Annotated in this window: 18 protein-coding genes; 8 read left to right on the forward strand and 10 right to left on the reverse strand. The window is 50.1% G+C overall.

Translation table 11 applies throughout. The features are described 5' to 3' along the window. Window positions 1-14: 14 nt before the first annotated feature. From AC4QZR_RS00155 to AC4QZR_RS00175, 5 genes are read right to left on the reverse strand one after another with little or no spacing between them, the layout of a single operon-like run. Complete coding sequence (locus tag AC4QZR_RS00155) at window positions 15-638, reverse strand: c-type cytochrome (RefSeq protein WP_494479123.1); 624 nt, start codon at window positions 636-638, stop codon at window positions 15-17. After that, window positions 638-1,162, reverse strand: coding sequence for a DUF3341 domain-containing protein (locus AC4QZR_RS00160; RefSeq protein ID WP_253400487.1), 525 nt, complete (start codon window positions 1,160-1,162; stop codon window positions 638-640). The genes AC4QZR_RS00155 and AC4QZR_RS00160 overlap by 1 nt, the downstream gene beginning before the upstream one ends. A 2-nt stretch (window positions 1,163-1,164) precedes the next feature. Next, entirely contained in the window at window positions 1,165-2,583 is a 1,419-nt protein-coding gene (gene nrfD, locus AC4QZR_RS00165) for an NrfD/PsrC family molybdoenzyme membrane anchor subunit (protein ID WP_253400488.1), read from the reverse strand. A gap of 20 nt (window positions 2,584-2,603) precedes the next feature. After that, on the reverse strand, window positions 2,604-5,606 hold the full coding sequence (locus tag AC4QZR_RS00170) for a TAT-variant-translocated molybdopterin oxidoreductase (protein WP_494479124.1): 3,003 nt from the start codon (window positions 5,604-5,606) through the stop codon (window positions 2,604-2,606). A 38-nt stretch (window positions 5,607-5,644) separates the two neighbouring features. Next, the gene (locus AC4QZR_RS00175; RefSeq protein ID WP_253400490.1) at window positions 5,645-6,877 is read right to left on the reverse strand and encodes a c-type cytochrome; all 1,233 of its coding nucleotides are present in this window, start codon (window positions 6,875-6,877) and stop codon (window positions 5,645-5,647) included. A gap of 610 nt (window positions 6,878-7,487) precedes the next feature. Between AC4QZR_RS00175 and rpsF the strand changes: the two genes are divergently transcribed. The 7 genes from rpsF to priA all read left to right on the forward strand — a co-directional run bounded on the left by rpsF (window position 7,488) and on the right by priA (window position 14,587). Further along, window positions 7,488-7,856: a 30S ribosomal protein S6 gene (rpsF, locus tag AC4QZR_RS00180; protein WP_253400491.1), complete on the forward strand. Its 369-nt coding sequence runs from the start codon at window positions 7,488-7,490 to the stop codon at window positions 7,854-7,856. Further along, window positions 7,856-8,107 carry a 30S ribosomal protein S18 gene (rpsR, locus tag AC4QZR_RS00185; protein ID WP_068838643.1) on the forward strand — a complete coding sequence of 84 codons (252 nt, stop codon included), beginning with the start codon at window positions 7,856-7,858 and terminating at the stop codon, window positions 8,105-8,107. Before rpsF ends, rpsR begins: the two co-directional genes overlap by 1 nt. 13 nt (window positions 8,108-8,120) lie before the next feature. Continuing rightward, the gene (gene rplI / locus AC4QZR_RS00190) at window positions 8,121-8,564 is read left to right on the forward strand and encodes a 50S ribosomal protein L9 (protein ID WP_220625684.1); all 444 of its coding nucleotides are present in this window, start codon (window positions 8,121-8,123) and stop codon (window positions 8,562-8,564) included. A gap of 62 nt (window positions 8,565-8,626) precedes the next feature. Beyond that, window positions 8,627-8,758 (forward strand): hypothetical protein, encoded by a 132-nt coding sequence (locus AC4QZR_RS00195; RefSeq protein ID WP_494479125.1) that lies wholly within the window; start codon window positions 8,627-8,629, stop codon window positions 8,756-8,758. After that, on the forward strand, window positions 8,745-9,725 hold the full coding sequence (locus AC4QZR_RS00200) for a GSCFA domain-containing protein (RefSeq protein ID WP_494479126.1): 981 nt from the start codon (window positions 8,745-8,747) through the stop codon (window positions 9,723-9,725). The genes AC4QZR_RS00195 and AC4QZR_RS00200 overlap by 14 nt, the downstream gene beginning before the upstream one ends. A 123-nt stretch (window positions 9,726-9,848) precedes the next feature. Further along, window positions 9,849-11,915 (forward strand): thioredoxin domain-containing protein, encoded by a 2,067-nt coding sequence (locus AC4QZR_RS00205; RefSeq protein WP_494479127.1) that lies wholly within the window; start codon window positions 9,849-9,851, stop codon window positions 11,913-11,915. A gap of 140 nt (window positions 11,916-12,055) precedes the next feature. Continuing rightward, window positions 12,056-14,587: a replication restart helicase PriA gene (priA, locus tag AC4QZR_RS00210; RefSeq protein WP_494479128.1), complete on the forward strand. Its 2,532-nt coding sequence runs from the start codon at window positions 12,056-12,058 to the stop codon at window positions 14,585-14,587. Window positions 14,588-15,373: 786 nt separating this feature from the next. Here priA and AC4QZR_RS00215 read toward each other — a convergent pair. From AC4QZR_RS00215 to AC4QZR_RS00235, 5 genes are all read right to left on the reverse strand, one after another. Further along, a complete protein-coding gene (locus tag AC4QZR_RS00215) occupies window positions 15,374-15,556 on the reverse strand; it encodes a hypothetical protein (protein ID WP_494479129.1) in 183 nt (60 codons plus the stop codon). Between the two features lie 36 nt (window positions 15,557-15,592). After that, window positions 15,593-17,032, reverse strand: coding sequence for an SLC13 family permease (locus AC4QZR_RS00220; RefSeq protein ID WP_494479130.1), 1,440 nt, complete (start codon window positions 17,030-17,032; stop codon window positions 15,593-15,595). A gap of 101 nt (window positions 17,033-17,133) precedes the next feature. Then, the gene (locus AC4QZR_RS00225) at window positions 17,134-17,658 is read right to left on the reverse strand and encodes a DinB family protein (protein ID WP_494479131.1); all 525 of its coding nucleotides are present in this window, start codon (window positions 17,656-17,658) and stop codon (window positions 17,134-17,136) included. A 4-nt stretch (window positions 17,659-17,662) separates the two neighbouring features. Beyond that, a complete protein-coding gene (locus tag AC4QZR_RS00230; protein ID WP_494479132.1) occupies window positions 17,663-17,785 on the reverse strand; it encodes a hypothetical protein in 123 nt (40 codons plus the stop codon). Window positions 17,786-17,825: 40 nt separating this feature from the next. Next, complete coding sequence (locus tag AC4QZR_RS00235; protein WP_494479133.1) at window positions 17,826-20,384, reverse strand: M14 family metallopeptidase; 2,559 nt, start codon at window positions 20,382-20,384, stop codon at window positions 17,826-17,828. 210 nt (window positions 20,385-20,594) lie between these two features. Between AC4QZR_RS00235 and AC4QZR_RS00240 the strand changes: the two genes are divergently transcribed. Beyond that, window positions 20,595-21,287: a TIGR02117 family protein gene (locus AC4QZR_RS00240; protein ID WP_494479134.1), complete on the forward strand. Its 693-nt coding sequence runs from the start codon at window positions 20,595-20,597 to the stop codon at window positions 21,285-21,287. The last annotated feature ends 47 nt before the right edge of the window (window positions 21,288-21,334 follow it).

The following is a 21,334-nucleotide window of genomic DNA, read 5'->3' on the forward strand; positions in this document are numbered from 1 at the left end:
ATTATGCCTTAGACTTAGTTAGTAGGTGTAGTACCTGTTGCTGTCGTATCTGCCGCTGCAGGAGTTGGCACTTCGCCACCCTGTAACTGCTGCACATACATGACAATTTTCCAACGCTCTGTCGGGTTAACCTGTGAGCCATGTGGTAACATGCGGCCACGTCCATTTGTGATCACATGGTAGATGTGACCTTCAGGAAGAGTGGCTACCCTGCCAGCAGAGTAAGAAGGAACACCTTTGAACTTCTGTCCTACAAGACCCTGTCCGTCGCCCTGATCACCGTGGCAAGGAGCACAGAATCTGGTGTAAAGCACCTGTCCTTCTGCCAGATTAAGCTCATTCTTTTCCAGCGGGTTTTTAAGTTCAGCACCTGCTACTTCAGCCTCGTCTTTGGACAAGTACATGTTGTAGCCCATTTTACCGCGCGCTACCGTACCTGGAGCCGGTTCACGCATGTTCATACCGCCAGGGTTGTATAAGTTTTCCTTTACCTGAGAGTAAGGATCCAATGCCACAGAGTGGTACATGTCCGGAGCATACTCAAGACCTGGGTCTTTCTCACTGCTGCATGCTACCAGCACGGCACCTGAGAATAGTACGGCAGAGGCTTTAATACCTAAATTTAGTAGACCTTTCATTATTTGATTACCTCCTTCTCGTTTACTTCGATGGCACCATTTGAGCGAAGCAGGTTGTTAAGGGCTGAAATATCAGTCACACCTTCTTTTACCTCTATCGCCATCACATACTTGTCGTCTGTGGAGCGCTTGTCAAAAACGTTCACCTTGATGGAAGGCTTCAGCTTTGTGACAATAAAGAAAGTGATCACCATACCGAATGCAGAGCATAGAACGGTAAGTTCGAATGTTACCGGAATAAATGCTGGCAAGGCGATGTGCGGCTTACCACCGATGATCATCGGCCAGTCGAAACCAAGCATCCAGATCTGCATCCAGAGCGCGAAACACATTCCGAACAGACCGCATAAAAATGCTACAATTGGAAGCCTTGAACGCTTGATACCTAATACATCATCGATTCCGTGAATTGGGTACGGCGAAAAAACTTCGTAAATTTTAGTACCGGCAGCCCGGACGTTCTCGATGGCCTGCAGCAGGACATCCTCATCATCGTAGATACCTAGAACGAATTTTTTAGTCATTGCTATGGATGTGTATTAGTGTGCGAATCCTTGTTAGTACCGTGCATTGCATCATTCGGGTGGTGCTTCACTTCAGATGAAGACTTCAGAATGGCTTTCACCTCAAACATGTTGATTACTGGGAAGAACTTAGCAAACAACAGGAAGAGCGTGAAGAACAGACCGATCGTTCCTACATAGACACCAATGTCGATGATAGTCGGAGAGAACATAGCCCATGAAGATGGCAGGAAGTCTCTGTGCAGTGAGGTTACGATGATTACGAATCGTTCGAACCACATACCTATGTTTACAAAGATGGAGATAATGAAAGTAGCTGTCAGGCTTCTTCTGATGCTTCTGAACCAGAAAAGCTGCGGCGTAATTACGTTACATGTCATCATGGACCAGTAAGCCCACCAGTAAGGACCGGTTGCGCGGTTGATGAAGGCGTACTGCTCATACTCTACACCGGAATACCAGGCAATAAAGAACTCTGTAATGTATGCCACGCCCACGATAGAACCTGTCAGGATAATTACCTTGTTCATGGATTCCACGTGCTCCAGTGTGATGTAATCTTCCAGTTTGAACGTTTTGCGGGTAATGATCATGAGCGTCAGTACCATGGCGAAACCAGAGAAGATCGCACCAGCTACGAAGTATGGAGGGAAAATCGTCGTGTGCCAGCCTGGTATCACTGATGTTGCAAAGTCCATGGATACAATGGTGTGTACAGAAAGTACCAGAGGTGTACAGAGACCAGCAAGGATCAGGGATACAGTTTCATGACGAGACCATGCTTTTGCGGAGCCAGTCCAGCCCATGGAAAGAACGGCGTAGGCTCTACGGGCAATTGGTCCGGTTGCTCTGTCACGGATGGTAGCAAAGTCAGGTATAAGACCGATGTACCAGAATACAAGCGAAACAGAGAAGTATGTTGAGATCGCGAACACGTCCCAAAGAAGCGGTGAGTTGAAGTTTACCCAAAGCGAACCGAAGGTGTTTGGCAGCGGGAGAACCCAATAAGCCAACCAGGGACGGCCCATGTGCAGAACCGGGAACATCGCAGCGCAAATTACGGCGAAGATCGTCATCGCCTCAGCCGCGCGGTTAATGGAAGTTCTCCACTTCTGGCGGAACAGAAGAAGGATCGCTGAAATCAGCGTACCGGCGTGACCGATACCCACCCACCACACGAAGTTGGTGATGTCCCATGCCCAACCTACAGTTTTGTTAAGCCCCCACTCACCTATACCGAACCACAGTGTGCGGTAAGTGGAATAAATGAAAATAGCCAGTCCTACAAGAGCTACAGCAAGGGCTGCCGCCCAACGTGCGTTGGGCTTGGCCTCCACCTGTCTGCAGACATCTTCGGTGATATCGTGGTATGTTTTACCCCCCGTTACCAGAGGCTCTCTTATCGGAGATACGTGCTGCATAGCGCTATCTAATTTATAAATTAAGCTAAGTTTCTAATTTTTGTCAGGTACGTCACGTTCGGCTGCGCGTTCATTTCCTCCAGTACGTGGAAGGCTCTTTCGCCTTTCTCGCGTGCAAGAGTTTTTGAGATGCGGCTTTCCGGATCCAGCATGTCACCGAAGATGATCGCATTGGTAGGGCATGACTGCGCACAGGCTGTCACGATCTCACCGTCAACCGGTCTTCTGCTTTCACGCTTCGCTTCAAGCTTGCCTAACTGTATACGCTGTACGCAGAAAGAGCATTTCTCCATCACGCCTCTTGAACGAACCGTTACATCCGGGTTCAACACCATCTTGCCAAGGTCGTTGTTCATGTTGAAGTCGAACTTGTCGTTATTGGCGTAAGCGAACCAGTTGAAACGACGCACTTTGTAAGGGCAGTTGTTTGCGCAATAACGGGTACCTACGCAACGGTTGTAAGCCATCTGGTTAAGACCTTCAGAGCTGTGCATGGTAGCGGCAACCGGGCATACTGTCTCGCATGGCGCGTGGTTACAGTGCTGGCACATCATCGGCTGGAAGATTACGCTTGGATTCTCCGCCGGATCTTCCATGGTCTTGTAGTCTTTCGCTTCGTGCTCAACCGCGCTGTAGTAACGGTCGATGCGCATCCAGTGCATCTCACGACGCATCAGTACTTCTTCCTTACCTACAACCGGAATGTTGTTTTCTGCCTGGCAGCTTACTGTACAAGCACCGCAACCAATGCATGAGTTAAGGTCAACGACCATACCCCAGTGGTGGTTTTTGTACTCGTAGTCATCCCAAAGCGAGATAGCAGAAGGTTTAGCAGGACCTTCGTGCGTGGCTATTTTAACGTATTGCGTTACCTCTTTTGGATTCGCCTTGTAGTTCGCCAGTGTGTTTTCCTGCACCACAATACGGTCCATAATGGTATGGTGCGTCTGTGTCTGGGCAATCTCAACTGTAGAACCTGTTTTCTCTAGCTTAACTGCACCTGCGAACAGGATGCTATTGTCAGCTACTGTCGCTATTGGGAAAGCGTTGGCGCCACGTCCTTTGGCAGTTGGCATAGAGTCCAGCTGACGGCCGTAGCCCATGGCTATACCTACAGTGCCTTGTGCCTGACCTGGCTGTACCAGTGCCGGAAGCTCCAGTGTCTTGCCATTGGCATACGTTACTTTCAGGACGTTACCTTGAGAAACACCCATCTCCTCCGCCATCTTGCGTGGCATCGTAATGTAGTTGTCCCAGGTCGCTTTCGTGATCGGGTCAGCCATTTCCTGCAACCATGGGTTGTTGGATTCTGAACCTGTGCCGATACCTACTTTTTCATAAACTACAGCCTCTACGCTGCCGCCAGCAACTGCTCTTGGAGCTCTGCCTGCTGCATCTGCCGCTGTCATTGTGCTGGCAGTAGCCGGGCTCAGCGCCAGCATGCTGGTTCCGTTCTCCAGTATACCGTCGTGAACGACTTTCTCCCACTGCGCATCAGTTCCTGCTGCGCCTTTTTTCCAGTTATTGCGGATGTAATCGTAGAAAGTTGTTTTGTTACCGCTCCAGGCCAGCAAGCTGTCTTGTGCCTGGCGCGTCATGAAGATTGGGCTGATCACTGGCTGTGACAGGCTCAGGAAGCCTCTCTTTGGCTCATAGTCGTTCCAGGATTCCAGGTAGTGGCTGTCCGGTGCTACGTAGTCAACAAGGGCTGCTGTCTCCTCTACTCTATCGGCAAAAGAAACTTTCAGGGCCACTTTCGCTAAACCGGTCTTAACACGGTCTGCCAGCGGATGGTCATAAACAGGGTTGGCATTGTAGAAGAACACTGCACCTACGCTACCATTGTTCATTTCCTCGATCAGACGCAGCATCTGGGCATCGTTACCCTGCTTTACCAGGTATGGAGAAGCGGTATCAATGGTTGTGCCTTCTGCACCGATCGTTTTGTTAATAGCTGTTACCAACGTCTGTACAGCTGGATCGTTAGAGCCGGATACTACCAAAGCACGGCCATTGTTGGCACGAAGGTCTCTGATAGCATTTTCCAAGGCCTTCTTATCAACGTTGGCTGGAGCGTTTACGCCCTGGCCTGACAGACCGTTGTAAATCGCTGTAGCAATCGCCAGTTCTTCGGATGGCTTAATAGGAACACGTACGTCAGCGTTGGCACCTGTAAGCGACATAATCGTCTCAAACTGGTAATGGCGTGACATGTCGGAGTTCTCTGCCGTGATTTTTCTTTTCTGAATGTACTGGCTAGCAAATGGAATCGGAGCAACCCATGTTCCCAGGAAGTCAGCGCTAATGCCTACAATAATATTGGCTTTGCTGAAATCATAACCAGGTACAACACCGCCATTAGCGCCGATCAGTGCTGAAGCTGAGTTCGGATCGTAGGTTACGTGCTCAAAGCTGCCTTGTCCTGCACCAAACTCGTTAATCAGTTGCTTGGTGGATGGACTGATTACAGTAGAAGAAACAAAGGCAACTTTGCCGTTTACTCTGGCAAGTGCTGATCGGATTTCGCTGTCAACCTGCTCCCACTTAGCTTCTTTGCCTTTAATGAGTGGCGTACGAAGTCTGTTGTTATCGTATAGACTTAGCACAGAAGCTTGCGCCTTCGGGCTTGTACCCATCGGAGTAAGCGTTGAGCTAGGGTTTGGTTCTACTTTAATCGGACGACCTTCGCGTGTCTTTACAAGTATGCTGTTGAAGTCACCGTTGTTGAAGTAAGTAGAAGCGTACCAGTTCGCCACGCCTGGCTCCACGTCAACTGGTTTGTTCAGGTATGGGATTGCCTTTCTTACAGGGGCCTCGCATGAAGCCAATGTGGCGGCAGCCAGACCAAAGCCCAGCAGTTTCAGGAAGTCTCTGCGCGGAGCTGCCAAACCTGTGGATGCGCTCTCGCCTCTGGCTTCGTTTATCGGCAGGAATTCTGGAAACTCATTGTGAGCATGTTTCGCGAATTCAGGAGTATTATCAAGCTCCTCTATTCCTTTCCAGTATTTTATTCTGTCTTGCATGTTATATCTAGAAAACTCGAACCCTTAATTATAACTGATTAATAGTGGCACTTAGAACACTCTGCACCACCGTTTGATGACACTGTGAAGGCACTCTTCGTAGTTGACTCGTGCAGTTTCACCAGGTTGTCATAATAGGCATTTCCTTCTGTGTTAAGAGGAGTTTCGCGGTGACAGTCGATACACCATGCCATTGTGAGCGGTGAGTACTGAGACACCACTTCCATTTCCTGGATAGGACCGTGGCAGGTCTGGCACTCTACGCCACCCACCTGCGTGTGCTGTGCGTGGTTGAAGTAGGCCAGGTCAGGCAGGTTGTGGATACGCACCCACTCAATTGGCTTGTTACGCTCAATGGCTTTGTAAATCTTCTGAATTTCAGGCGACTCTGCTTTGATCTGGCTATGGCAGTTCATACAGATGTTAGCCGAAGGAATACTGGCGCTCTTGCTCTCGTATACTGTTGTGTGGCAATAGTTACAGTCGATCTGGTGTTCACCAGCGTGCAGTTTGTGTGAGAAGGCAATCGGCTGCGTAGGAGCATATCCCTGCTGTATACCAATACCCATCGCTTTGTCCAGCGTCAGGTCGATGAGCACTACCACGAAGATAAGCACCACCAATGTTCTTACGGTCTTAGACTTGTATACCTTAGAGAAGTCGAAGCGCTGGTTTACGATTTCATTGTCGTACTCGTCCAGCTTTTTATTCTTGTTCAGGTAGTTTTTCAGTACCGATGTGATCAAAAGAAGCGTCACAACCAGCACGATCAACACCACGATCAGCACTACCAGTATAATATCCAGATAGCCTCCAACTGCACCAACGGCGTCTGTACCCACGTTCTCACCTGGGGCGGCAGCAGCTGTAGCGCCAGCGGCAGGAGCCTCGGCAGCGGCAGTCTCAGCAGACTTGATATAGGTAAGGATAGACACAATCTCCTCGTCCGAGAAAGCGAAGGAAGGCATCGCCTGTTTGTTGAACTGGTTGTAAATAGCCACAGCGTCTTTGTCGCCGGAAGCGATCAAAGCCTGCGAGTTTTTGATCCAACTGAGTAGCCAGGGCTGCGTTCTGCGTTCGTTTACACCCTTCATACCAGGGCCAACCACTACATCGCTTCCCACGGAGTGGCAAACCACGCAGTTGTTCTTATACAGGGACTCGCCTGCACTTACAATACCTGCATCATCAACAGGCAGACTTGCGCCTTGTGCAAACCCTGTAGTCGACACTCCGAAAGAGGCCGCCAGGGTAAACAAGAAGGCAATCAAGAATTTGGTTTTTGCTCTTTGTATACAGCTAATCATAGCCAGGACGCTTGTGTTTAGTATAATGGTGAATTTACTTTACGGGCACAAATCTACTACCTGAAACCCATTAATCAAATATTATATGCTTATTTTTACCCCTATAGACAATATCCCTTTAAGTACAATCACTTAGGGACTATTTTCTGCATTATTTTATCAGAATCGGCTATTTTATTTAAAATTATTCTAAATAAGCCCATCCAGAGGTTGTGTAATCTGCACAAAATTATCCACTTTTTTCTTGCTTTAGCCGCCTCCGCAAGCACACCTACACTTGAACTTATAAAACGCTGATTTTGTTGTCGTTAGCTTTCATTTATTTTCCGGACCAATTTTCCCCTCTCCCTACCTCTCACCCCTTGTTTTTTTTCACTCATTATTATATATATAGAATTAGTCGATTTATAAAGTGCGTCCGATATCTGATGTTATCGCCAATTCGACGCCATTTCAACCTACATCCACAAAGCCTGCAACCTGCCTAACCGAGGATTTATTTTAGTGCAAGTTTTTGGATTACAGAATCATTGGCGTATATTTGCACCCTAAAACAAAAAATTCTCATAACCAAATGGAATTAAAAAATTACGAAACGGTCTTCATTCTGACGCCTCTGTTGAACGAGACGCAGATGCAGGAAACGGTCGAGAAGTTCAGACAGGTGCTTAAGGAAAATAGCGCCGACATTATCCACGAAGAGAACTGGGGTCTGCGTAAGCTTGCTTACCCAATCCAGAAGAAATCTACTGGTTTCTACCACCTCATCGAGTTTATGGCTCCATCTACTGTAATTGATGTGCTTGAGCTGGCTTATCGCCGCGACGAAAAAGTTGTTCGCTTTTTAACTACTGCCCTTGATAAGCACGCAATTGCTTACAACGAGCGCAGAAGAAAAGGTGAATTCAAATCACAGGCTAAAAAAGAGGAGGTTAAAGCATAATGAGCCTAGTTAACGAAAGAGTACACAAGCAAGAAAATCGTCAGAAATACTGCCGCTTCAAGAAAAGCGGTATCAAGTATATCGACTATAAGGATGGCAACTTCCTGCTTAAGTTTGTAAACGAGCAAGGCAAGATCCTTCCAAGAAGACTGACAGGCACCAGCCTGAAGTTCCAGCGTAAAGTTGCCCAGGCTGTTGCCCGCGCACGTCACCTGGCTATCTTACCTTATGTAACTGATTCTTTAAAATAAGGAGGTAACGAACATGGAAGTAATACTTAAAGATGACGTTAAGAATCTTGGTTACAAGAACGATATCGTTACTGTAAAGTCAGGATATGGCCGTAACTACCTGATCCCACAAGGACTGGCAGTGCTGGCTGACAAAACCAACAAGAAAATTGTAGCTGAGAACGTTCGTCAGGCTGCCCACAAACTGGAGAAAATCCAGAACGATGCGCAGGAACTGGCAAACAAAATCGGTGATATCACACTGGAAATTCCTGCGAAAGTAGGCGAGACTGGTAAGATCTTCGGCTCTGTTACAACCAACCAAATTTCTGAGGCTCTGAAGGCTAAAGGTCACGATGTAGACCGCAAGCGTATTTCTTTTGATCAGGACGTGAAAACAGCTGGCGAATACACTGCCACGCTGAGCCTGCACAAAGAAGTGAAGCATCAGATCCGCTTCAACGTAGTAGCTGAGTAATCTTAGCCGCTACCAAGCACAGAAAGCGCCCTGCCCTAAAAGCAGGGCGCTTTTTTTATTTATTGCTTCGGGTTAATTTGCGCTATACCTATACCTATACCTATACCTATACCTATACCTATACCTATACCTATACCTATACCTATACCTATACCTATACCTATACCTATACCTATACCTATGTTCCGGACTGAACTGCACATACCTGCCAGTGGCCTTGATCTGAGCCTGTCGAGTGGCATCTTGACCATTGGCTCCTGCTTTGCGGAAGTAATCGGCCACAGGCTGCAGGAAAATAAAGCGCAGGTACTGGTGAACCCTTTCGGAACGATCTTTAACCCACTATCCGTGGGCAAGCTGCTCCGAGCCTCCATCGGCGGCTCCCATCCGATCGCGGATAGTCTGGTACAGCACAACGGCATCTGGTATGCCTATGACCTGCACTCCTCCCTCTCCTCCACCTCTCGTGAAATCCTGCTGGAGCGCATCAATGAACGCCTCTCTTTGACACGCCATACCTTTCAGCAAGCCAACCTGCTGATCATAACGCTCGGCACATCAGTGGGCTATCGTTTGCAAAGCTCCGGTGAAGTGGTGGCCAATTGTCATAAACTGCCCGCCCGCCAGTTCAGCCGCGAACTCCTCTCCTTTGATGCCCTGCGTGCCGATATGCAGCAGACACTAGAGGATTTGTGGCGCTTTAACCCCGCACTTCAAGTATTGCTTACCGTAAGCCCCGTACGTCACATCAAGGAAACAATTGAAGTCAATAGCGTCAGCAAATCCATTTTGCGGCTCCTTTGCCACGAGCTTACTGCAAACAACAAGCAAGCACACTACTTCCCTGCCTTCGAGATTATGATGGACGACCTGCGCGACTACCGTTTCTATGGCCGTGACTTGGTGCACCCGACGGAAGTGGCAGAAGATTACATTTGGGACAAGTTTGTGAATGCCTACCTGGGCGAGGATTTCAGGGGCTTTCTTAAAGCGTGGGAGAAAATGCGAAGAGCCATTGCCCACCGGCCTTTTCATCCAGAATCAGATGCACACCAAAGCTTCCTGAAAACCACCCTCTTACAGTTACAGCAGCTGGCGGATAGGTATAGACTGGACATTTCAGAAGAAGAAAAAGCCCTGAAGCAACAGCTGGTTAAGTAAATTCAGGTAAAGCTCCTCCCCTCGCTACTGCTCCCTTAATTCTTTTGATCAGCCCGTCGTCAGCATACTTTTACCTGCCTTGTCCGTAGGTATAGAGTTCCAGCAGCCCGCAATACGACGACCATGGCCCAAAACAAAAAGACACCGAACAAACTGATCAACGAAAGCAGTCCCTACTTGCTGCAGCACGCTTACAACCCAGTAGACTGGCACCCTTGGGGAGAGGGAGCGCTGCAGAAGGCTCGGCAGGAAGATAAGCCCATATTGGTAAGCATTGGCTATGCGGCCTGCCATTGGTGCCACGTCATGGAGCATCAGTCTTTCGAAAACGAGAAGATTGCCAACGTCATGAACGAGCACTTTGTGTGCATCAAGGTAGACCGGGAGGAGCGGCCGGATGTGGATGCTTTGCACATGGACGCTTTGCAGGCCATGGGTGTGCAGGGAGGCTGGCCACTGAATGTCTTTTTGAATTCGGAGGCCAAGCCGTTTTATGGCGGCACCTACTTTACACCCCAGCAATGGGTGAAGCTGCTCCTCAACATCGCAGAAGCTTACACGAAGGACCGGCAGGAACTCGACAAGTCAGCAGAGCAATTTGTGCAACACCTCAACCTGAGCGAATTGAAAAGATTCGGACTCCAGCAAAGTCAGACGGATGTAAGCGATGAGGAGTTTGAAGAGCTCTACAGTAACCTGGCCCGGCAGTTCGACAAAAAGCACGGCGGCTTCGGTACTGCCCCCAAGTTTCCGATGCCGGCCAATCTGCTGTTTTTGCTTCGCTACTACGCCCACACCGAAAATGCAGCCGCTCTGAAGCACATCAATCTCACACTCCATGAAATGGCTTATGGCGGCATGTATGACCAGATTGGGGGTGGCTTCGCCCGTTACTCGGTTGATGAAAAATGGCTGGTGCCGCACTTTGAGAAGATGCTTTACGACAATGGGCAGCTCATCAGTTTATACGCTGAGGCCTATCAGCTCACAAAAGAGACGCTTTACAAAGATGTGGTATACGAAACGATTGCATTTGCGGAGCGTGAGCTGATGAGCGCAGAGGGCGGCTTTTACTCGTCACTTGATGCAGACAGCGAAGGCGTGGAGGGCAAGTTCTATGTATTTACCCGTCAGGAACTGCAGGACCTGTTCGGAGCAGAAGAGCCCATCCTGTCAAAATACTACCATGTGACCTCGACCGGTAATTTTGAGCAGGGGCAGAATATCCTGCACCGCCGCATCAGCAATGCGCATTTTGCCAAAGAAAACGAACTGGAACTGGAAGTGCTGGAGGAAATGGTAAAAACCTGGAAGGAAAAGCTGATGGAGGTTCGCTCCCAGCGCATCCGCCCGGGCCTGGATGACAAGATCCTTTGCTCCTGGAACGCGATCATGCTCAAAGGGCTGGCAGATGCCTACTATACCTTTGGCAACAAGCACTTCCTGCACCTGGCCATCCGAAATGCAGATTTCATACTCCGCCACTTCAAGCAGGGTGATCGGCTATACCATAATTATAAGGAAGGAAAGGCGTCAATTAACGGTTTTCTGGAGGACTATGCCTTGCTGATCCGGGCACTGATCCGGGTATACGAGATCACGTTTGACGAAAGATACCTGAAGGAGGCCCGGCAACTGACGGACTATACCCTGGCTAACTTTCTGGATGAACAGGAGCAACTGTTTTACTTTACAGACCAGAGCGCAGAAAAGCTGGTGGCCCGCAAAAAAGAGCTACTCGACAATGTGATTCCGTCCTCCAACTCGGTAATGGCCACCAACCTATACCTGCTGGGGCTTTACTTCGATGAGGAGCGTTACCAGCAACTTGCAAATACCATGCTGGCGCAGGTGAAAGAACTTGTGGTGAGGGAGCCCGGGCACATGGGCAATTGGGCCAGTTTGTATTATCACAAACTGCAGCCTACCGCAGAAGTTGCTGTTGTGGGGCCTCAGGCACCGGAGATGCGGTCAGAGCTCAGTTCATTTTACATCCCCAACATGCTGCTGGCCGGCACTGAAAGTCAAAGCGAACTACCGTTGCTAAATGACCGTAGCGCCATCAATGGGAAAACAACGGTATACGTGTGCTATAACAAAACCTGCCAGCTACCGGTGCACACCGCAGCAGAAGCGTTGGAGCAGTTGCAGAAAGGAAATGGAGAAAACCCGAAATTCCCATCGCTGTAGGTATAGCCATCACTTCACAAAGGACAAAGCTTGTTCCGGTACTTCCGGTGAGGCAACAGGTATAGCTATACCTTGTTGAAAGCCTTCGGGATTTACATGCTTTTTTGCGACCTTTGCATACACAACCTATACCTGCGCCCTTGTCTGAGTTACTCAATTTCAATTACCCGCCGGAACCGGCCGTGGACCGCGTCACGCTTTTTGCCGACGTGATTCTGCCACTGCCACTGCCGAAACTCTATACCTACCGCATCCCCTTCGAGATGAACGACGAGGTGCTGGTGGGCGCGCGGGTAATTGTGCAGTTTGGCGCCAAGCGGGTACTCAGCTGTATAGTAGCCGACATCCACGAGAACGCCCCTGCTGACTACCAGGCCAAGTATATTCTGGATGTGCTGGACGACAAGCCCATTGTAACTGCCCCGCAACTCAAGCTTTTCCGCTGGATTGCCGACTACTACATGTGCACCATCGGTGAGGTGATCAATGCGGCGCTCCCCTCGGCGCTTAAGCTCAGCAGCGAATCGCGCATACAGCTGCACCCGCATTTTAATCCGGAAGAAGACGATATTCCGCTGGCTTCGCAGGAAGTCAAGATAATCTACGCCCTGCAGCAAAACCCGGCCCTTACCTTTACGGAAGTGGGCAATTTGCTGCAGGTGAAGAGTTATCATAAGTACATCAAATCGCTGATCCAAAAAGAAGCGATCATCATATTTGAGCAGGTAAGTGACCGCTTTTCTCCAAAAGTGGTCAAGAAGATTCGCCTAACCGAGCACTTTGTGCAGGAAGAAGGTATGCTGGAGGAGCTCTTCAACCAACTCGCCACCAAACCCAAGCAACTCGACATTCTGCTCAACTACCTGCAGAAGGTGCCGGTACACCAGAACATCCACCTCAATGCGGCAGGTATAGAGAAGAGCGTACTGGCCAACAACCCGCACCTTTCCAAGTCATCCATTGATTCGCTGATCAAAAAAGGCGTGTTCGAGCAGTTTGACCAGATCATTTCGCGCTTCCCTGTTGACAACACCGTGCCACTGCAGCCCATGAAGCTGTCGGAGCACCAGGAACAGGCCAAGGATGAGATACTGGGCCTGTTCAAAGAAAAAGACACGGTGTTGCTGCATGGCGTAACGGGTAGCGGTAAAACGGAGGTATACATCGACCTGATCAAACATGCCCTGGAGGCTGGTGGGCAGGTGCTGTACCTCCTGCCTGAAATTGCGCTGACCGCCCAGATCGTGACCCGCCTGATAAAGGTGTTTGGTGATAAGCTGGGCATTTACCACTCCAAGTTCTCCGACAATGAACGGGCGGAGGTATGGCAGGGCGTGCTTTCGGGTCGCTTCCAAATGGTGGTGGGCGTTCGCTCGGCGGTGTTCCTGCCTTTCCATAACCTGTCACTGGTGATAGTGGATGAGGAGCACGAGCCCAGCTACAAGCAGTACGAGCCTGCCCCAAGGTATAACGCCCGCGAAACGGCCCTGATGATGGCACATCTGCAGGGAGCTAAAACCCTGCTCGGCTCTGCCACGCCTTCCATCGAGACCTACTACAACTGCAAGACCGACCGCTGGGGCCTGGTGACCATGAGCAAACGCTTCGGTGAGGCGCAGATGCCTACCATCGAGCTGATTAACGTGCGGGAAGAGCAGCAGCGCAAGAACATGCACAATCACTTTTCGGGCAAACTAGTTACCGCTATAGAGGAGCGACTGGCGCGACACGAACAGGTGATCCTGTTTCAGAACCGCCGCGGTTATGCGCCTTTCATCAGCTGCGACGAATGCTCCTGGATTCCCAAGTGCCAGCACTGTGCCGTGAGCCTTTCCTACCACAAGTATAATAACGAACTGCGCTGCCACTACTGCGGCTACCACGAGCGCATGCCAAACGACTGCCCTGCTTGCGGCGCTACTACGCTCCGAAGCATGGGCTTCGGCACTGAAAAAGTGGAAGACGACCTGAAACTGATGTTGCCCAACGCCGAGGTGCAGCGCATGGATCTGGACACGACCAAGAAGAAGAACAGTTACCAGCAGATCATCGCCGACTTCGAAAGTGGCAAAACCAATGTATTGATCGGTACCCAAATGGTAACCAAGGGCCTGGACTTCGAAAATGTGAGTCTGGTAGGTATACTCAATGCCGACAGCATCATTCACTTCCCTGATTTCCGGGCACACGAGCGGGCCTATCAGCTGTTTGTACAGGTGAGCGGACGTGCCGGTCGTAAAGGAAAACCCGGCACAGTGCTCATCCAAACCCGCGATCCACTACAGCCGATCTTCCGCAAGGTGCACAGCAACGATTATACCTCATTGTACGAGCACGAAATCGAGGAGCGCATGCGCTTCGGCTACCCTCCTTTCGCTCGCATGATCCGCATCACAGTGAAGCACGTGGACGAGAAGGTATCAGAAAACGCTGCGATTGTTTTGGCCAAAGACCTGACTGATCAGCTAGGTGCGCAGCTGGTGCTGGGACCGGAAGTACCTTACATTTTCAAGATTCGGAATCTTTTCCTGAATGAGATCCACGTGAAGCTCCCGCGTGAGAATGTGAACCTACGAGCCGCTAAGCAGGTTATTTCTAAAGTGATACAGCAGTTATACCTTTTGCCTGATTTTAAGGGGATACGGGTAGTTGCGGATGTGGATCCTGCTTAGGTTGAGGTTTGTGTAGGTATAGCAGGGGCTTCGCCTTGCTGGGCAGGATTGCTTAGTATAGCTACTGCTGTTAGCAGGTATAGCAAACAGTGTTGCATTGCTTAGCCTGTGCGGCGGGCACTCACTTTTTTCCTTGAAGAAAAAAGTAAAAAAGTAAGCAAAAAAATCAAGACCCTCCAAATCGAGGGCCCCTACCCCCACTCGCTGAACGCTCGAACAGTGGAGTGTCAAAAGGTGCACCTAGCTGATGCTATACCTTTGTGGTGGATATGCAAGTAAGTCTTGCTATACCTGCCAGTGGTCTGATACAATAACTACGAAACATATACCTGTACTGTAGTAGCAGCAGGCTTCCCTCCTTAGACAAGGAGGGGTTAGGGGTGGTTGGATCTGGTACTGCAATGGAACTGCTATATATGCGGAGCTATACCTGACTAAGGTAATGGCTCAAAGTCTACCTTCGAAGGGATGGGGATGACAATCGTGAACAGGTTCTTCCTATCTGGAGAAGTTTTCCTCAACCAAGAAGTTGCACAAGAAACACCCCTGCTACCGCCCCCTCTCCCATCAGCACTACCCAAAATATCAGAAAATTAGTGCAATTTTCTCCTTAATGAAACCTACTCTAACGAAGCATTCCAAAAATTATTTCACTTTTCTGGTGCAATCGTAACCCAATCAAAAACAGGGGCGTATAATGAGTACCTTTGGCTAAAAGTTGAAAGCCTGAAAGTTGAGAATGTCTGCCAAGATATTTTTTAATTTTCAGGCTTTTCTCTTTTTAGCCTATTCCTGCGGCTTGTTCTTGGTCAGTACCACTACATACATGATCCCAAAGGCCAGAAAAGCAACCAGGATAAAGACATCTATCCATTCGTACTCTCCCTGCAATATCTGCCAGCCTTTTACACCTGCAAATACAAAGCAGGCGATGGCGAGCAAAATTCTGAATAATCGTCGGTTAGCCATATGTGTCAATTAAGGTGCAAATTACAAAGTATAAAATCAAAGCGACATGTAGAAAATAATCCAAACGGTAATGATAACAGTGCTTACCACATTCAAAACCATACCTGTACGCATCATAGTACCGATGGGCACTTGTTTACTCCCGTACACAATAGCGTTGGGAGGAGTTGCCACAGGCAGCATAAACGCCATGCTACAGGCAATCACGACACCCAGCACAGGGTATAGCTGCGGGAATTGCAGCTGATTGAGAATCCCGATGACGATCGGCACAAAAGTGATCGCAATGGCAGTATTGGAGCTTACTTCGGTCACCATGATCACACCGCCCACCAGCAAAAACACCAGTACCAGCAGTTGGTCCGGACCAATGAAAGAGGTGATGCTGGCGCCTACTGCGTCGGCAAGGCCAGAACTCACCACCAATTGCCCCAATGCCATGCCCCCGCCAAAAAGCAGGATCGTATCCCAGTCGATGCGAACCAGGTCAGCAGTCGTCAGCGTCCCCTCTCCTTCGTTCTCCTGCCCAGGCGGAATCAGGAACAGGAGCAGCGCGGCCAGTACAGCGACAGTGCTCTCGGCAAAATAGGTACTCATAAAGGTATAGGCCGCTTGCATGCCCAGCAGGTTAAATACGCCCGGACTCAACCACAGCACCACCGCCAGCAGAAACACCCCCATCGTGATCTGCTCGCCTTTCGATATAGGAGGCTGCTCACGACTTTGGGTTTCGACGTATGCCCTTATACCTTCGGGACTGAAGTTAAACTTTTTGAAGTACCAGCGCACGTACACCAACATAGCGGCATAGATGCAGAGCGAAATAGGCACGGCCATGATCATCCATTGCAGAAAATCAATGTTGATGCCTTCCTTGGCCAGGTAATTCACCCCAATCAGGTTAGGAGGAGACCCTATGATGGTACTAACACCCCCGATGGAGGCACTATACGCTATACCTAGCAGGAAAAATGGGGCTGAACTTTTACGTGCCGAAGCATCCGGTATCAACTGCAACACTCCAATTGTGAGTGGCAACAGCATGGCAACTGTTACTGAGTTGCTCACCCACATCGACAGCACATACGAAACCAGCGAGAAACCTAGAAACATACTGAATAGGCTCTTCTGAAAGAACGGCCGGGCCAGGATAAAGAGGGCCAGACGCTTGTCGAGGCCGTGGCGGGTCATGGAACGGGCCAGCAGAAAACTCCCGATAAAGAGCAGAATAATCGGGTGACCGAGGTTCTGGAAAGCCGTATTGACATCGGCTATACCTGCCAGTATCGCCATAATCACTCCCAGAAAGGCTGTCATGGAGAGCGGGATCACTTCGGTCATCCAGAAGACCAGGCAGAAAACCATTATGGCGGCTACCTTGCGCGCCTCAGGTTCAAGCCCGTCCGTCAGCCACCACATCATCACAGCCAGCAAAGGAGCCAGCAGCAAGCCAATGTTTCTTCTGGTTAAAGTCATGGATATAAATATAGCTATAAACCAGAATAAACCGCTGAACCAAGGTATAGAATGCTGCAATTTGTGATTGCTATACCTGTGGCAAACTCTATCAGACTATGTTAAACCAGGTAACGCTCGCGGATGATGTTCAGGTGATGGATCTCGTGGCCCAGAATGGCAAAGCCCAAGGCTCTGACAGATACGCTACGACCACTGGCTATACCTGTGTGGCCCAGCATTTCGTCGTCAAATCCTTTGAACAACTCGATGGTGGCCTGGCGAACGGCTGCATACTCTGCCAGTATAGACGTGATCGGTCTTGCATCTGCTTTGCTGTGCTCTGCATAAGCATTCTCATCAAAACCAGGCAATTCCGTTTTATCGTTGCGGGCAAAGCATAGGGCGCGGTAGGCGAAAATGCGCTCTGTGTCGGCCATGTGCACCAGCATTTGTTTGATAGTCCACTTACCGGGTTGGTAACGGTAGCTCAGCTGTTGCTCTTTGAGTGAGAGCATGAAGTTGACAATGTACTCTTCGCTTGCCGCCAGGGCTGACAGCAGGTCGTCGGTTTTGGCGTTGCTGATGTAGCTGTTGAAAAACTCGTCGTATTCAGCCGGATTGGGCGCGCCGATGATTCTATCCATAGTTTTAAGCTTTGGTGGTAGGATGATAGGTATACGTGAAGGTACAAATTATACGCGTATGCTGATAAGCAGTCACGATAAAAAGCAGCGACCAGGCTTTGTATAGCTGGGCCGCTGCTTCTGTCATGTGATGTACTTTTAAAGCGCTTAGCTTGTCTGAGAAACGCTTACTGCCCTACCAGGAACACGGCGTTACCAAAGAGCAGTTTGCCGTTGTGCCAGAAACCGCGGAACAGCGGGTTATCGGCCAGGTATACCACCTGTCCCCTGCCCATCGGCTGCGTGCCCAGGATCAGGGCATCTTTGAGTCGCTCTTTTGCTTTAGCACCCACGAAACCAGTGGCATAGTTGTCTTTCTTGAGAAAGCCTACGTTCCAGCCGTCTTTCATGAAGCTGAAGGTGTCCGAGGTGCGCACCAAAGCGTAGTAAGTATCGCCGTAACCGAAAGCAAGCGGATGAGTTTTATCGAGATTTACGCGGAACACGCTGCCCTGTACATCTTCTGAAATCGCATCACGCTCACGGTCGCCGTATGCGCGCAGCAGCTTGTAAGGGTCCTCTTTCGTTTCTTTGGCTTTCTCTTTCTCAGTTGCTTCATCGCCGGCCTTCTTCTGCAGATTAAAGTCTTTCTTACCAGCCAGGAAACCTGCGGCGCTCTCCAAGGCGATCAGCTTACCGCCGCCACGCACCCAGTTCTTCACCTGCTCCAGCGCCTGCTCGTTCAGCACGCGGCCATAAGAACCGGCAGGCAATATCAGCACATCGAACTCGTGCAGCGGCACACTTCCGAAATACCCGGTCCCGAGCACCGTAACCGGATAACCAATCTGCTGCTCAAAGTAGTGCCAGATCTCCCCGAACGCGTAAGGCGACACCCCTTCACCGGACATCACAGCCACCTTCGGCATCTTGAGAAAACGCACACTGCCCGATCCGAAGTCGGCGCCGCTGCTCACAAATCCCGTCGTGGAAGCCTGTAGTGGCACACCATGCTTTTCGGCAGTTTCGCGTACCACAGCATCCAGCTTATCGCCCATACCTTCGTTTCCGGTGCGGGTAATGATCAGGGTACCCGCCTCGTACTGGCGGTTTTCCATCTCGAAAGGCTTCTCCGACATGCGAACCTTTACCTTTTGCGACATAAGATCAGTCAGAAATTTGACATCCTGCAGACTGTTCCAGCGGGCCAGGTAGGCAAATGGTCGCTCCACCTTAATTGCAGTAGCTGCTTTAGTTGGTTTCTGGTTGCCTGGCTCCAGACGATTCTTAAGTGCATAAGCCTGCAAGCCGAAGGCGTAAGGCATGGCCCAGGAAGTAATGTCGTAGGTAAGCGAATCTTCGAGGTTAGAGTTCGGCTCGAACAGCACCTTCACGAGCGTGGACTTGGGCTGGTACATGCTCACCACCAGGTCATTCTGTCCTACCTTCACACTTTCTTCCTTGCCGGTAGCGTAGTTAAAGCCTTTGCTTGAGCTGCTCTTGCCTGCATAGCCATACTGGATTTGCTGCTGGTCAAGGTAGTTCGTAAGCGCTTTGAGGTTGCCGGCACTGCGGTCGTCGGCCCGGAAAACGAAAGTCTTGTAATCGCCTGCGGGCTTCTTCAGGTTATTGTCGTAGTACTTGCGGAACTCCTGCGTGAGCTGGTCCGCTTTTTCGGCCGTAGCCTGCAGCGTAGCCAGACTGGCAATGTGGTGGTGAGCGATGCGGTCGGTCAGTGTAAGGGTATCGCCGTCCTGCTTCTTGTATGCCAGACCAGCACGGCCAGAGCCGCCCTGCTCGTAGGTCATCCCGATGGCACCATTAAAGGTAGGCCAGGTGTCGCCGTAACTTGGGTAAAACAGGTCGAAGTTTTCGCGGGTGAAGTAGAGCCAGTTGTTTTGGTCAAAGTACTTGCGGTTGTAGTCGCCGATGGTGTACTGAAAATCACGCTGCCATGTGGTGATGCTCTCGTGCAGCGGTTTGGCGGCCGGTGAAAAGTAGTAAGGCGATTCCGGTCCCATTTCGTGGAAATCAGCGTGCACCTGCGGCAGCCACTGGTTATACTGCGCCATACGTTGCTTCGACTCGATCTGTGTCTGCCAGGCCCAGTCGCGGTTCAGGTCAAAATAATAGTGGTTCGGTCTGCCGCCCGGCCAGGGCTCGTAGTGCTCCCAGGCATACGGCGAAGCATTGCCACCGCGATTCTGGGTTTGCTTATACCACTGCACATAACGCTCCCGTCCATCCGGATTCACACAAGGATCTAAAATCACCACGGTGTTCTCCAACCACTTTTTGGTCTGCTGGTTGTTCGGATCAACCAGATCGTAAAGCACCTGCAGCACCGCCTCGCTGCTCACCGACTCGTTGCCGTGAATATTGTAGCTCATCCAGAGGATAGCCGGCTGCTTGCCCTGCACCTGTCCGTTGGCTATACCTGCCTGACGCAGGTTATTTTCGCGGATCTGCTCAAGACGCGGCAGGTTTTCGTCGCTGGCCACGTAGGCTAGCAACAGAGGTCTGCCTTCGTAGGTTTTGCCATACTCCTGCACCCGGATTCTGTTCGGGGCCTGCTGTGCGAGGTAGTTTACGTAGTCGGTGATGCGGGCATGCGTCGTAAATTCTTTGCCCAAGGTATAGCCCAAAAACTGTTCCGGAGTCTGCAGGGCCTGCTGCTGTGCCAGGACAGTCTGCAAACTCAGCAACACGAAGGCAAAAGCGAGCAATCGCTTCAATGTGTTTTGCATGATATAGCTCTTTAAAGAGGGTGTGTTGAGGGTATGGAAATAAAGGTACAATCTGCGCAAAAAAGCTGAATCTGACAATTTTATACCTTTAAAGCTTGGCTATACCTTGCAAAGAAAAAAAGCAGAAGAATCAGCGTGGAATTTTAGCAGGCAGCCTTCGGTTTAATTTCTATATCTGACATTCAACTTCTTATGTGCGTACCTATTGCTATGTATCTGTTTTGGCGAAAGACCGGCAAAGGTTTCCTGGCATTTTTGGCAGGACTGTCCCTGATGACCGTACTCTACGTGCTGGCCGGATTAACACTCGGCGCTATACCTGTCAACAGTAGCTACGCACAAGCCACAGAAGGTATAGAGATCTTCGTGACTGACAATGGGGTGCACACAGACCTGGTGCTGCCCGTCAAAACCGATATCATCGACTGGCGCGACAAGCTATACCTGCAAGACTACGCCGGCGCCGACAGTTCCTTTACCCATGTGGGTTTCGGCTGGGGCGACCGGCAGTTTTACATGGAAACGCCTGAATGGAAAGACCTCACCCTCACTACCGCCATCACCTCGCTTTTCTGGCCCACCCGCACAGCCATGCACGTGGAGTACATTGCCCAACCGCTCCGGCAGAATAAATACCAGCAGCCCGTTATCATTACCAAAGCGCAGTACCAGGCCCTGGTGCAGTACATTCTGGATAGTTTCCAACAGCAACCCAGCGGTGAGTTTCTGTTGATTGAGGGCAAAGGCTATCATACCCGCGACAATTTTTATGAAGCCCATGGTAAGTTTCACCTCTTCAAGACCTGCAACAGTTGGGTAAACGGCGGACTTAAGGCCATGGGTCATCGGGCTGCTCTCTGGGCTCCTTTTTCATTTGTGGTGATGCGGCAGGTTAGGGAATGAGTCAGGTATAAAAATAAAAGCCCCGGGTAAAATACCCGGGGTTTTCT

The sequence above is a fragment of the Pontibacter sp. YIM B11418 genome (assembly GCF_059278805.1).

Bases quoted from the DNA above. Each gene is read 5' to 3' on its own strand.
- rplI (WP_220625684.1), top strand. From the start codon at position 8,121: ATGGAAGTAATACTTAAAGATGACGTTAAGAATCTTGGTTACAAGAAC.
- nrfD (WP_253400488.1), bottom strand. From the start codon at position 2,583: ATGCAGCACGTATCTCCGATAAGAGAGCCTCTGGTAACGGGGGGTAAA.
- AC4QZR_RS00200 (WP_494479126.1), top strand. From the start codon at position 8,745: ATGTTCCGGACTGAACTGCACATACCTGCCAGTGGCCTTGATCTGAGC.
- AC4QZR_RS00160 (WP_253400487.1), bottom strand. From the start codon at position 1,162: ATGACTAAAAAATTCGTTCTAGGTATCTACGATGATGAGGATGTCCTG.
- AC4QZR_RS00205 (WP_494479127.1), top strand. From the start codon at position 9,849: ATGGCCCAAAACAAAAAGACACCGAACAAACTGATCAACGAAAGCAGT.
- AC4QZR_RS00155 (WP_494479123.1), bottom strand. From the start codon at position 638: ATGAAAGGTCTACTAAATTTAGGTATTAAAGCCTCTGCCGTACTATTC.
- rpsF (WP_253400491.1), top strand. From the start codon at position 7,488: ATGGAATTAAAAAATTACGAAACGGTCTTCATTCTGACGCCTCTGTTG.
- AC4QZR_RS00170 (WP_494479124.1), bottom strand. From the start codon at position 5,606: ATGCAAGACAGAATAAAATACTGGAAAGGAATAGAGGAGCTTGATAAT.
- AC4QZR_RS00215 (WP_494479129.1), bottom strand. From the start codon at position 15,556: ATGGCTAACCGACGATTATTCAGAATTTTGCTCGCCATCGCCTGCTTT.
- AC4QZR_RS00225 (WP_494479131.1), bottom strand. From the start codon at position 17,658: ATGGATAGAATCATCGGCGCGCCCAATCCGGCTGAATACGACGAGTTT.
- AC4QZR_RS00230 (WP_494479132.1), bottom strand. From the start codon at position 17,785: ATGACAGAAGCAGCGGCCCAGCTATACAAAGCCTGGTCGCTGCTTTTT.
- rpsR (WP_068838643.1), top strand. From the start codon at position 7,856: ATGAGCCTAGTTAACGAAAGAGTACACAAGCAAGAAAATCGTCAGAAA.
- AC4QZR_RS00220 (WP_494479130.1), bottom strand. From the start codon at position 17,032: ATGACTTTAACCAGAAGAAACATTGGCTTGCTGCTGGCTCCTTTGCTG.
- AC4QZR_RS00240 (WP_494479134.1), top strand. From the start codon at position 20,595: ATGTATCTGTTTTGGCGAAAGACCGGCAAAGGTTTCCTGGCATTTTTG.
- AC4QZR_RS00235 (WP_494479133.1), bottom strand. From the start codon at position 20,384: ATGCAAAACACATTGAAGCGATTGCTCGCTTTTGCCTTCGTGTTGCTG.